At 53.2% G+C, this 12,092-nt stretch carries 14 protein-coding genes; 5 read left to right on the top strand and 9 right to left on the bottom strand.

The features are described 5' to 3' along the window. The 8 genes from JRI89_15565 to JRI89_15530 form a co-directional block, all read right to left on the bottom strand. Positions 1-1,037 (bottom strand): DUF4340 domain-containing protein (locus tag JRI89_15565; GenBank protein ID MBW2072657.1); only part of this gene is annotated, 1,037 nt, incomplete at its 3' end. Next, positions 1,034-2,443, bottom strand: a complete 1,410-nt coding sequence (locus JRI89_15560; protein MBW2072656.1) for a GldG family protein — start codon at positions 2,441-2,443, stop codon at positions 1,034-1,036. The genes JRI89_15560 and JRI89_15565, both read right to left, overlap by 4 nt. 4 nt (positions 2,444-2,447) lie before the next feature. Continuing rightward, positions 2,448-3,218, bottom strand: a complete 771-nt coding sequence (locus tag JRI89_15555) for an ABC transporter permease subunit (GenBank protein ID MBW2072655.1) — start codon at positions 3,216-3,218, stop codon at positions 2,448-2,450. After that, on the bottom strand, positions 3,218-4,159 hold the full coding sequence (locus JRI89_15550; GenBank protein MBW2072654.1) for an ATP-binding cassette domain-containing protein: 942 nt from the start codon (positions 4,157-4,159) through the stop codon (positions 3,218-3,220). The genes JRI89_15555 and JRI89_15550 overlap by 1 nt, the downstream gene beginning before the upstream one ends. Positions 4,160-4,227: 68 nt before the next feature. Then, complete coding sequence (locus tag JRI89_15545) at positions 4,228-4,443, bottom strand: hypothetical protein (protein MBW2072653.1); 216 nt, start codon at positions 4,441-4,443, stop codon at positions 4,228-4,230. A 99-nt stretch (positions 4,444-4,542) separates the two neighbouring features. Next, positions 4,543-5,673, bottom strand: a complete 1,131-nt coding sequence (gene dnaJ / locus JRI89_15540) for a molecular chaperone DnaJ (protein MBW2072652.1) — start codon at positions 5,671-5,673, stop codon at positions 4,543-4,545. A gap of 223 nt (positions 5,674-5,896) precedes the next feature. Beyond that, positions 5,897-6,313 (bottom strand): hypothetical protein, encoded by a 417-nt coding sequence (locus JRI89_15535; GenBank protein ID MBW2072651.1) that lies wholly within the window; start codon positions 6,311-6,313, stop codon positions 5,897-5,899. A 117-nt stretch (positions 6,314-6,430) separates the two neighbouring features. Beyond that, complete coding sequence (locus tag JRI89_15530) at positions 6,431-6,835, bottom strand: DNA-directed RNA polymerase subunit omega (GenBank protein MBW2072650.1); 405 nt, start codon at positions 6,833-6,835, stop codon at positions 6,431-6,433. 264 nt (positions 6,836-7,099) lie between these two features. Between JRI89_15530 and JRI89_15525 the strand changes: the two genes are divergently transcribed. The 4 genes from JRI89_15525 to JRI89_15510 all read left to right on the top strand — a co-directional run bounded on the left by JRI89_15525 (position 7,100) and on the right by JRI89_15510 (position 10,218). Further along, complete coding sequence (locus JRI89_15525; protein ID MBW2072649.1) at positions 7,100-7,303, top strand: hypothetical protein; 204 nt, start codon at positions 7,100-7,102, stop codon at positions 7,301-7,303. A 69-nt stretch (positions 7,304-7,372) separates the two neighbouring features. Beyond that, positions 7,373-7,861, top strand: coding sequence for an SRPBCC family protein (locus JRI89_15520; GenBank protein ID MBW2072648.1), 489 nt, complete (start codon positions 7,373-7,375; stop codon positions 7,859-7,861). A gap of 577 nt (positions 7,862-8,438) precedes the next feature. Beyond that, positions 8,439-9,524: a 3-phosphoserine/phosphohydroxythreonine transaminase gene (gene serC, locus JRI89_15515; GenBank protein ID MBW2072647.1), complete on the top strand. Its 1,086-nt coding sequence runs from the start codon at positions 8,439-8,441 to the stop codon at positions 9,522-9,524. A 130-nt stretch (positions 9,525-9,654) separates the two neighbouring features. Beyond that, positions 9,655-10,218: a 50S ribosomal protein L11 methyltransferase gene (locus JRI89_15510; protein MBW2072646.1), complete on the top strand. Its 564-nt coding sequence runs from the start codon at positions 9,655-9,657 to the stop codon at positions 10,216-10,218. 156 nt (positions 10,219-10,374) lie between these two features. On the opposite strand, the gene JRI89_15505 is transcribed toward JRI89_15510, so the two are convergent. After that, positions 10,375-11,457, bottom strand: coding sequence for a hypothetical protein (locus JRI89_15505; GenBank protein ID MBW2072645.1), 1,083 nt, complete (start codon positions 11,455-11,457; stop codon positions 10,375-10,377). 75 nt (positions 11,458-11,532) lie between these two features. Between JRI89_15505 and JRI89_15500 the strand changes: the two genes are divergently transcribed. Beyond that, the gene (locus JRI89_15500; GenBank protein MBW2072644.1) at positions 11,533-11,754 is read left to right on the top strand and encodes a hypothetical protein; all 222 of its coding nucleotides are present in this window, start codon (positions 11,533-11,535) and stop codon (positions 11,752-11,754) included. Positions 11,755-12,092: the final 338 nt, after the last annotated feature.

Here is a 12,092-nt window from a genome sequence, read left to right as displayed (position 1 = left end):
TCCTGCCAGCTCCATTCTTGCTTGCGCCGTTCCAGGGTGCCGCTCTTTGCGCCAACTTGGAGCGAAATGGCCCGTACCTGTTCTGTGGCGAAGGAGAGCAGGGTGCGATCCTGCAGGTCGGCAAGACTCGAGGGCAACTTTGCCAGGACATCCTTGTTGACGATGGCCACACTGGCAATCTGATCGCTCTTGGCATAGACGCCCTGCTCTCTGGCAATGTTTCCCAGCAGTAAAGTCTGCCCTTTTTTCTTGCTGAAGAGGCGCACTCGAGCCCTGGGGGGCTGCAGACCCAGGCCGACCAGATCCACAGCCCCTTGATCTAGGAAGCCGCTGGCCCTGGTCCCCAGGAGTGCGTGCAGCAGTTCCTCCACTTTTGTCGACTTGAGGCGAATCTTTGCAGCCGCGGGCAGCAGAGCAGTCCAGTTGTCTTTATCCCGGCGTCCTATGGCTATTTTCTTGCCGGACTGCTCCACTTCCAGGCGATCAATCTGTTCTGCCTTGAAGGTAAACATCTCCTTCTGACGAAGATCGAAGAGAGTCCTGTTCAGCACACGTTCTGCAGCAGCGGAAATGAGCACCACAGAGGTGGGATCGTCTGCCAGGGCATAAAACTGGTTGCCCACAGGAGTTTTGGCGCCGATCTTGAGACGGTGCTGCGAATCTGCCGTCTCAAAGGCCACCTGGAGAAGAGGAGCATCAAGGCCATAGTCTGCCGTACTGCTCTTTGCCAGTTCCAGGCGGCGTTCTGCTTTCATGTTCTGCAGAGTGGCAAGAATCCCTGTCACTACAAAGTTGTCTGCTCTGGTCCGCACAGGCTCGACAATCAGCCAATCATTCTCTTTGTGCAAGACTATGGTGCCATTTTCTTTGCTGGCCAGGCTGAGACCAGTGACTTCAGAGGAGGACAGGTGGAACAAATGACTGGCGGCCTTTTCTCTGGCAATTTTCTGTTGCTCTTGGAACACCTCGAAGTAGGCGAAATAGCCGCCAACAAGGAGCAGGATGCCAATGTAGATGAAAACGGTTCGCGTCTTCATCTCTGTTTCCTCCTGAAGTTGAAAACAGCAACGCCAGCTGCCAGCACTACAGCAGGCATGAGGAGAATACCGATCCAGAAGAGCACCAGACTCTGTGAGCGGGTCAGCGTCAAAGGGGCGGCCTTGGCCCGGGGACGTTCGATGGTGATGAGGTCCTCCTGCTGGGCCAGGAAGTTTATGGTATTGAGGAAGAGGTCGCTGTTACCTTGAAGATTCAAGTATCTGTTGCTGGCGAAATCTGAATCGCCATAAACCACGAGCTCTGCAGTGCTGGAGCGGTGTTTTTTTCTGCCCGGGGATGTTGATTTTCCTGTGGAGTCACTCTTCTTGCTTGGAGTAATGGCAGCAGCTACCGCTACTGGCACCGGGCCCTGGATGTCTCTGTTGTCATTGAATTTAGGCGGTTCGCTGTCTGTGGTCTTGAAGTCGCTTTCTGCCCAGCTGTATTGTGAGGTAAGGGCAAGCTCCAGCAATTTAGTGTTGGCCGGGGCGGGGGAGCTAACCCTTACACTGCGGGCAACAGGGAAGAAACAGGCGATCCTGAAACCATCAGTAATCTTGTGATGACCATACTGGGCAATGACCGGCATCAGGTAGTCAGCGCCAAACACCTTGCTCATGGTATCTACTATAATGTCATCAGTCAGGAGGATGCCATGCGAGCGCAGCATCTCTTCCAGACCGCTGCGGTTGTAAGGGTCCAGCATGAGCAACAGGTTGCCGCCCCGGTCGAGGTAGTGCTGCAAAGCCTCTACTTCTTTTGCCAGTAAAGGCTTTTGCGGGCCGGCGATTACCAGGACAGCCGCATCCTCTGGCACCTCGGGAGCCACCAGCAGGTTGCAGGTCTTCACTTTAAAGTTTTGCTTTTCAATGGCGGTCTTGACCAGGGAATAGCCGTCTTTTCCTGCTTCGCCAATATCTCTTTCACCGTGGCCGGTAAGAAAATAGACGATTTTCTCCCTGTCCTGGGAAAGTTTGAGGATGGCATTGGTGATAGCCTCCTCTTCCGCACTGGTGATGGTCTGCGATTTGCCGAAGCCTTCCAGAACCAGGGTGCCGTAGTCGCGGATCTGATACTGTCGTGCTAGAGCCGGCTGTCGGTCGGGGTCGATGAACTGGAAGTGCACCTTCTTCGAGGTATAACGATAAGTCTTCAACAAGTCGCGAACCCTGTCACGCTCGGCTGCGGTTTCTTGGAAAAAAGCCTTGATCTGGATGTCACCATTGAGAGCACTGAGGACTTTTTTGGACTGTTCCGTCAGGGTGTAGCGCTTGTTTTCTGTGAGGTCCAGTCGCAGCGGATGACGCTGGCCAATGAGGGCCACGAGAACGACAATCCCTGTAAAAGCGAGGAATCCAAAAGAGGTGGTGGTCAAGCGTTTCAAGAACCTGGACGTCTGTCTCATGCCTCTATCCTCTCCACTGCCTTGATTCCAGGATGCGGAGGGTGGTGAAAATGAACAGGGTAGTAAACAACAGGTAGAAGAGAGCGTCGCGGGAGTCTACAATTCCCTTGGTGAAGTTGTCGAAGTGATTCACCAGAGACAAGTAGCCGATGATGCTGCCCAGAGTCGGCCCTGTCAATGATTGGGCCCAGCCGATGATCCACAGCAACAGCAGAGGCCCGAAACTCAGGGCAGCGGCAATAATCTGGTTCTGCGTCAGGGAGGAAGCAAAAAGGCCCAGACTGACAAAACTGCAGCTCATGAGAAAGAGACCCATATAGCCGCTGCAGACGTTGCCCCAGGGAGGGCTGCTCACATAGGCCAGCACCGCCATAGCAGGCAGGGTCGTTACCAGCAACAGCAGTACCACGCAAATGGCAGCAAAGAATTTGCCCAACACCGCAGCACTATCTGAGATGGGATAGGTGAAGAGCAGCTCAATGGTGCCGGTTTTTTTCTCTTCTGCAAACAATCTCATGGTTATCAGCGGCACCATGAGAAGCAGTACTATGCCAAGACTGCCAAAAAAAGGCTGCAACACCATGTCAGAGAGGTTGAGCTGAGAAGCGACAAAGGGATCCCTGGCCGCCTGAAAGCTGGCCAGAGAGTAATAGGATACCGAAGCATAGAAAAAATAGCCGGCGAGTCCTGTAAAAATAAAGGCAACCACATAAAGAACAGGAGAAGAAAAGAAGCAGTAGAGTTCTTTGCGATATACAGGGAAAAAGCCTTTCATCAAACAGCCTCCGCCATATCTTCATCCGTAACCAGATGCATGAATATTTCTTCCAGGCTCATGTCCTGAGCTGTCAGCTGCCGAAGCTGCCAGCCGCTCTGGACTATGGCGCGGGCTATTTCCGGGCGCAGATCCAATTCTCTTGCGTTTTCTACCACATATTTGCTTCTGTGCTCTCCAGGAATCACTTTGTGGACTCCAGGAATTTTCATGAGAACGGCGATTACCTCCTCTGAAGGTCCTTCGACTTCCAGGAGGACTCGGGCATTTTGCTGCAGCTGCGCAGTGAGGTTTTCCGGCGTATCAGTAGCAACTATCTGGCCCTTGTTGATAATTATGATGCGGTCGCAAAGTTGACTCACCTCAGGGAGAATATGGCTGCTCAATATGATGGTGCGTTCCTTGCCGAGTTCTCTGATGAGGGCGCGAATTTCGACAATTTGGCCGGGGTCGAGTCCAAGGGTGGGTTCGTCAAGAATAAGTATGGCCGGGTCGTTCAACAAGGCCTGCGCAATGCCTGTTCGCTGGCGATAGCCCTTGGACAGATGGCCTATTATTCGGTCAGCCACCGCCTGCAGACCACAGGCGTCGATTACCCGGTGCAGCTCTTGGCGGCAGTGTTGGCGCCGAACCCCTTTTGCTGCGGCAGCAAAGGCCAGAAATCGCCTCACTGTCATATCGCTATAGAGCGGCACATTTTCAGGCAGGTAGCCGACCATGGCGCGAACTTCCAGAGGGTGCTCTTCACAGTCGAGTCCAGCTACGGTGGCTCTGCCTGAGGTCGGCGGCATGTAACAGGTGAGAATTCTCAGGGTCGTGGTCTTGCCGGCGCCATTGGGGCCGAGGAAGCCGACTATTTCTCCCTTGTCTATCTCGAAGCTTACCTGCCGGAGTGCTGCCACTGCTCCGTAGAACTTGGTGAGATTCTCCGCAGCTATCAAATTCGCACCTCCCTGGATAAGAAAAAAGGCGGTCCGCAAACCACCATTCTTGCAGCCCAACTATGGCCTCAACGAGAGAGGAGGTGAAACTCCGGCTGCTGTTGAACTTTTCTGGTGCCCACTGAACTGCCGCAAAACTGACACAGATATTCGTGCAGTTCACCATCCGGGAGAAAGAGGAGCAACCGCTCCCGTACTGGCGTTGCCTGTTTGCATTTAGGGCAATAGAGTGCGGTTGCCTGTAGTTGATCGAACTGCCTGTTTTGTTGCTCCCAGGTATTCATGATCAACACCTTCTCATGGGAGTGATTCTCGTGGAAATCATGACGCGAGAGAGCTGCCGGTCCCTTGGTGGCCTGATCTTCGAGGAGCGCCCCTCAGCATCATTGTTTGGCTTCTGAGTGCTTCCGCTTGCCGCCCCTGTGCCAGAATCTGAAAAGTTTTTGCGAGGGTTTCTTGCTTTTTTCGATTTCTTCAAATTCACGCAGCAACTCTCGTTGTCGCTTGGTCAACCGTTTTGGTGTTTCTACCTGGATCTCGATGAGTAGATCACCTCGGCCATAACCCCTCAGGTTTGGAACGCCTTCTCCTTTCAGACGGATGAGCTCACCGCTCTGCGTTCCAGGTGGTATGGTGATGGTTTGGGGGCCTGCTAGAGTTTCGATATCTATGGTGTCGCCAAGGGCGGCGCTCACCATGGATACGGGTACCCTACAGTACAGATCGTTGCCGTCTCTTTCAAAGAAATCGTGAGGGTTGACGTGCAAACGCACGTAGAGGTCGCCAGGGGGGCCGCCGTGGGTACCGCTTTCCCCCTGGTTGGGAATGCGCAGTCTGGTGCCGGTGTCTACTCCAGCAGGTACTTTAACCAGTACCTTTTTGTTGACCCTCTGCTGCCCCGAGCCCGAGCAGCGGCGACAGGGATTGGTGATAGTTCTTCCCTGGCCCCGGCAGCGAGGGCAGGTGGTACTGATTCTGAAAAAACCCTGAGATTGGACAACCTGACCTCTGCCATGACAGGTGGGGCAGATTTCTTCTCTGGTGCCCGGTTCGCAACCGTTGCCCCCACAGGCCTCGCAGGTTACCGTTGTGGGTACGGTGATCTCTCTCTCTGTACCGAACACCGCTTCCTGGAAGTCAATACTCAGATCATAAAGTAGATCTGCTCCTGCTCGGGCGGCAGTGGCGCGTCTGCCCCTGCGACCGCCGAAGCCAAAAAAATCCTCAAAAATATCGCCAAAGGCCGAGAAGATGTCGTCAAAGCCACCAAAACCAGCAAAACCAGTCCCCTGGAGTCCTTCATGTCCGAACTGATCGTAGATGTTTCGTTTTTCAGGATCTCGCAGCACTTCGTAGGCCTCTGCTGCCTCCTTGAAAAGTTCCTCTGCTTGCTTGTCACCAGGATTGCGGTCAGGATGGTATTTCAGGGCCAGTTTGCGATAGGCTTTCTTGATCTGTTCATCGGTAGCAGTCCTGTCGACTCCCAGGACCTCATAGTAGTCGCGCTTCGCCATTAATTAGCCCCTCGAGGTGATGAGAATTTTTGCAGGGCAAAATTCGTCAGTCTACTCCTGCAGAGTCTTTATGGCCTTCATATGCTGCCTGGCTTTGGCTAGGTCATCGTTGCCAGAAAACGCATCTTGTGAATAATCATTCTTGTCTGCTTTGTCAATGATTGGCTTTGAGGTGAGCGGCTCAAACAGCTGACGTGTGATTTGGCCTGAGAGGTGTTCCGTGTCAATGCAGCTTCCTCTTGTCTGCTGGCTGATCCTGCGGCGGACTGACAAGGAGTCGTTCAACCTGGGACTGTTTTTCGGGCAGACCAGCCGCTTCATATGCTGCTCTGGCAAAAAGTAGCTTGCCCTGTTTCAGGGCGTTGTCCCCCAAAATTTCCCATTCCTGGGTGTCTGGAGAAAATGACAGTATCTGGCTCAGTCGTTTGAAGAGAAAAAAATCTCCTTCCTGGATGCATCTCTGTTTGAGCTCGGAAAGTCCCTCCGTGTAATGCGCCTTTTCGAAAAAATCAATAGCATCAGATATTCTGTCCTGCTGCAGGTAGGCTTCACCCATTGCCCGCAGCTGGCTGGGGTCAGCCTTGTCGCTGTTGAGCAGATCCCGTTTTTTCAGACAGCTGAGAAGCTTTTTCCTGGCCATAATGCATGCTCTCGATGCTCTATTGCTTCAGGGTCCTTTGTTTAACCAGCAGAGAGAAAAACATACAGCTCTTCAATGAGGTTGTCTCGCTGCGTTGTGAGGCATGGCGACTGCTGCCTATTCAGTGGAGCTGTCTTTTGCTCTGTCTTCAGAGGCTGCCTCCGCTGCTGTCTTGTCTGCTGCTTCATCTGTAGATTCCTCGGCCGGGGATGCGCTGTCAGCAGCTGGCTCCTCTGCTGCGGACTTTTCTTCATCATCCTGCTGCCCCCCTTCTGGCGTGGGCAGAGGCGTGAAGGTTGACTCGGCGGCAACCTGTTCCTGCTCGAATTGTTGCACCTGAGTGAAATCCACCTTTCCTGCAGCAATCTCTCTCAAAGCCAGGACTACTTCCCTGTTCTTTGGTGCCTCAACCAGCGGTTTTGCGCCTTTTCGGAGCTGTATAACGCGCTTGGCTGCGAGATGCACCAGCATAAAGCGGTTGCTTACCTTCTGCAAACAATCTTCAACTGTAATACGTGCCATTTTGAATCCTCCTCAAAGAAGCAACTTATAGCCGAGAACCGCATTTTGAGCAAGAGAAAAAAGGATTAACGGCTTTTCCCATATATTACCAGAGCAGCTGCCAGAAACGATATGAGCTGCATTTTGTTCGAGATTTGCTTATTGGCCCCGGTTGGCCATAGGGGGAAGCCGCCGCTGTCAAGAATCTTGACAAAGGAGAATGCTTTGGGCATTGTAACTTCAAAATATTACGCAAAAGTGGCAAGCCTGGATCAGGAGCATGCAATGGCCGAGAAAAAGCGCTATGAAGTGAAGGGAACCTGCCCTCAGTGCGCCTGCGGTTCCATCTATCACCTGAGTGCCGAGGAAATCGAGGCAAAGACCATCGACAGCGAAAACATCGAGCTCACCTGCCCTGAATGCGGCCAGGTACACCGAGAACAGGTGAAAGCAGCCTGTCCTGAGTTCGCCAAAGGGTGTCATTTATAGGTTGGATATCTTTAGAGACCTGTCTCTGGCAACTGTGTTGAAGGTGCAACCCGGCGGGTGTGACTACTGATGGCAGACAATGAAGGTCCAGTGGTGAACCTAGAATGGCAGAGGGGGAAAATTACTGCCCACCTTGGGGTAAGAGCTGAGGCCGAGAGGGTCTGGCAGGTGCTCACTGCATTCGAGCAAATGCCTGCCCGTTTGAGCGGTCTGAAAAAGAGCAGGGTGCTGGCCAGAGAAGACAGCCGCTACCTGGTTGAACAGAAGAGCAGGGTCAGAGTGCCTCTGCTTAACATTTCTTTTGGAGTGCTCCTGGAGATAGAGGAAGACAAACCTTTTTTGCACTTCCGGCAGAAACATGGCTCTTTTGCCAGTTTCTCAGGAGTCTGGGAGGTGCGTCCCAACAGCAACGGAAAAGGCAGCATTATTTACTACAAATTGAATGTGCAGATGCGACGGCACCCCGCTTCCTGGTTCGAGAAGCTCTATCTCGGCAAGATAATCAGGCAAAATCTCGAGGAGCTGGCAGTGTGGATCGAAGAAGAGGGAGCTTTGTGAAGGGCACAGTTTGCTGTTCACGGTTGAACCAGATGGCTGGTAACACACTTATTTGAACCAAGCTGGAATATGGCTACTCTGTCCGCAGGGCCGGTCATCCCGCCACAGGCGCGACCAGGAAGCAGTGTGGTTGCAGGTAGGCTCTGCACTGATTTAACTGGAGAGTGCCGCTCTACCAATGGTGAATCCCGTAGCAGATGACTGATAATAATGATCAGCATTTTTGTCCTGTAAGGGCACCCTCATGCACCATTTTGCGATGCTTATTGACTCTGATTGAGCTGTTGGGAGAATAATATGCCCGCAAGACATCAGCATCGATTTGTGGAAACTTATGAAGGCATGATCGCCTTCGGCTACTCACGGGAAGATGACGAGCGGTCTCTCATAGCTTTCTTGCAAAAGTTCTCTGATGATGAGGTTATGAGGTTGCTCAGCCAGCGTCTAACGGACAATGAAATAGAAGAGTTGTTCGACCATTTGAGCCAGCTCTTGAAGCGGCATCTTACTGGAGAGGAATACCATCTCTATTTTCTCAAGGAGGTCGGAAACCACCAACCAGTGAAAGGAGAGGTTCATGAGCCAGAGAGTATACAATTTCAATCCCGGTCCTGCTGCACTGCCCCTGCCGGTGCTGGAAGAGATTCAGGCAGAATTCCTGAATTACAAAGGATCCGGAATGTCCATAACAGAGATCAGTCATCGCTCTCCCCTGTTTGAAGAGGTGATCACTGATGCAGGCGAACGTTTCCAGAAATTGCTGAACTTGCCTGAGGACTACAAGGTGCTCTTTCTCCAGGGCGGCGCCAGCCTGCAATTTTCCATGGTGCCCATGAATCTGCTCCGGCCTGGTCGGAGAGCTGATTATGTGAATACCGGCACCTGGTCAACAAAAGCGATCAAAGAAGCCCAGATCCTTGGCAACAAGGTCAACGTGGTTGCTTCCTCAGAAGATAGGCAGTTCACCTATATCCCGGCAAATATCTCCTTCAACGAGGACGCAGACTACGTGCATATCACCTCGAACAATACCATCCGTGGCACGCAGTGGCAGGAGTTTCCCGACTGCGGGGACGTACCTCTCATTGCCGACATGTCTTCGGACATCATGGGACGCACCTTTGATGTCAGGCCTTTCGGTCTCATATATGCAGGGGCCCAGAAGAACCTAGGGCCTGCCGGGGTGACGGTGGTAATTTTGCGGCAGGACCTGCTGGAACGAGTGCCTGACAGCTTGCCCAGCATGCTCAAGTATACCACCTATGTGGAGAAAAACTCTCTTTACAACACTCCACCCTGTTTTGCCATTTACGCGGTGCAGCTGGTGCTCAAATGGATAGATGAGACCATTGGCGGTCTTGCCGAGATGGAGGAGTTGAACAGGAAGAAGGCGAAAATTCTCTATGACTGCATAGATGGCAGTGAATTCTATCGCGGCACTGCCGCAGCAGAAAGCCGCTCCTTCATGAACGTCACCTTCCGGCTGGCAGAGGAGTCCCTGGAGGCCACCTTTGTGAGCGAGGCCCTGGAAAATGGGCTGGCCGGCCTCAAAGGGCACCGCTCGGTGGGCGGCTGCCGCGCTTCAATCTACAATGCTACCAGTGTGGCAGCAGTAGAGGCTCTGGTCTCTTTCATGACAGACTTCGAGCGCAGGTATGGTTAGCAGCCTGTAGGAGCAGAGAGTAGATCCTCCGTTACCAGGTGAGTTGAGTTCAGGTCTACACCTCAGTATCATGCTGGGCTATTATCGAATCGGCAAAGTGTTGGCAGTTGGTCCGCCTGGATGGCGCCGCGTGATTACCAGATCACCGGTGGGTATCGTACTGCGGAGCAGGGAGGCTTTTCCCCCCAGCCATCCGACTACGCGGATGTGTCTGCAATTTGCTCTGCAAGTATTGGCCGAGCGACCTCTGAGACGAGTCCTGGATGTGGGCTGCGGCAGCGGCATCCTGGCAGTGGCAGCCCTGAAGCTGGGTGCAAGCTGGGCGGTGGGAGTGGATATCTGCCCGCGTGCCCTGCAGATTAGCGAAGAAAACAGCGTGCGCAACAAGGTGGCAGATAGGCTGCACCTGGTGCGTGGTTCCACCGAAGCTGTGCGCGGCAGCTTCGATCTACTGTTTGCCAACCTGCCCGTCAATCTACTGCAAGCAAAACTTTCTGAAATGGTAAGACTGGCCAGGAAAGACGGCTTCCTCATTCTTTCAGGATTTCAGGATGTGGACAAACCTCATCTAGAAAAGGATTTGGCCCCCCGGGGCATCTGTCCAGAAGGCTGGCTCAGTGCTGATTTGAGTTTTCCGGCAATCCCTCCCTCGGGAAGCTACACCTGGATGGCTCTCCTTGCCCGGGTTTCTTGAGCGCAGTTGATACCAGCCATGAGAATAGAGCGCCTGCTTTGAAGTTCCCCTTTGGCCAGCGGTCCCATTTGTGGCTACAGAGCGGTTTTCCAGAGGGAGGCAACAAGAAACAGATTGCGGTCTGGCTCTGGTACTCGCCAGGTTTCATGGAATCCATCAAAGAAGTTCCTTGCGGAGTTTGTCTGAAACTTTTCGGGTAAGTCGGACGACTCTCTCTGCTCTCGCTTCGTTCAACGAGCCGCAGCCACAGCTCGGAGTAATGAGTGAATGGCGAAAAAGTGTAGCCAGGTCCAGTTCGTCGCTGATTAGGCCGGCTATCTGCTCCTGCCACTTTATGGCCAGGGAGCCTTCGCTTTCCCTTTCTATATCCTCTGCTTCCATGGTGGGCACGATGCCCCAGGCAATGAAGCCGCCCTTTTTTATGAACTGCGAGAGTTCACTCCGGTAAAGAGAGAACCGGTCGAAGTAGGTATAGGCGTCAAAGTTTATGACGTCCAGTGAGCCTGAGAAGAAAAGAGACCAGTCTGTATTGGCGCATACGTGGATGCCCGCGAGACCGCCTGCCTGATGAATATGCTGGACGACCTCATGAATCAGTTGGATTACTTCTTCTGCCGAGACACTGATGAAAGCAGATGAGCCAAAGCCGGCAAGGGCAGGCTCGTCTATGAAAACGATTGGCGGCAGGTCGAATTGCTTCAGCATTTCGGTCTGCCACTGAGCCTTCAGGGCCAGAGTCTTGACCACCACGTCCCGCAACTGCGATTCATAGAGTGCCAGCCTGTCAGCTTCGGTTCGCAGCGTGGCCAACAGAGTGAAAGGCCCCACGGTCTGGCCCTTCACTGCCTTCATCGGCAAGTTGCGACTGGGGAGCTGCTCCAGGAAGAGGGTCATGGTTCTTGCCGCTTCCTGCCCCAGGCGGAAACGGCTCTCGGCCAGGGGAAGCTCGCCAGCAGTGACGGCGAGATATTCCTCGTAGAACTCCAGCACACTCTGCTCGAAGGTGGAGTCGCTGGTATGAAAAAAGGTGCGGCCTTCTCTGGTTACCAGACCGGGCAGCCCTTCGCTGAACTGCTCTATCATTTGTTCCATGGGATAAGCCGACAGCTGGGGCCACACCGGCACCTCGCTGATCTCTTCATATACGAGATCAAGCGCTCGCTGCCGGTCCCGGTGAGGAAGACTGCCCACCAGGGTGGCGGCACCTGAAGGCTGCCAGTGATCACTGTTCAGAGACATAAAGATCTCCAGGTGAAAGGAGCCGGGGAAATTTTACTATTTTACCCTACTAATCTATAAGGGATTGACGGCAAAATGAAAGTGCATCTGATAACCAGTATCGTCAGGGGATCGGAGGCACGGCAACGATTTGGTAGCCGCAGGCTTCAGCCTGCGTTGTCCTGTGTTGATATCGATTTCGACAAACAATTGCCCCGTTGCGCCATTGTAATAGCGGCCGCAACCCTGGCCCCGAGGTTGGCCAGCAGCAGTCCGGCGGTAAAAGGCGTGCACTTTCATTTTGCCGCCAACCTGTAAAGATTGGCTATCACAGAGATCTTTTGCTGTCAACGAACAAACAGTACACTGTCCATTGAATTGCAAGGGCAATCTTGCTTACTGATGAGCGTTTGATTTCCAGGCTCGTCCCTGTGCCTGCGGGGCAAGATACGACCGTGAAAATTCGGTGGCGTCTACAGAGATTTCAAGGTATTTCGAAAAAGCGCTCCAGGTTGCCGTATCAGGAGACTACTACTGCTGCGGCTGACAGCTGAAGCAGACGACAGCGGCGCCGCCCATTTTCATATATATTGCTGCGATCTGTAAACCGTGTTGAATTGGATTTGTCGAGCCAGTTTCCCCCTCCGCTGTCGCCG

The sequence above is a fragment of the Deltaproteobacteria bacterium genome (genome assembly GCA_019309045.1).
GTDB lineage: Bacteria > Desulfobacterota > Syntrophobacteria > BM002 > BM002 > JAFDGZ01.
This window is presented reverse-complemented; position numbering and strand designations above follow the sequence as displayed.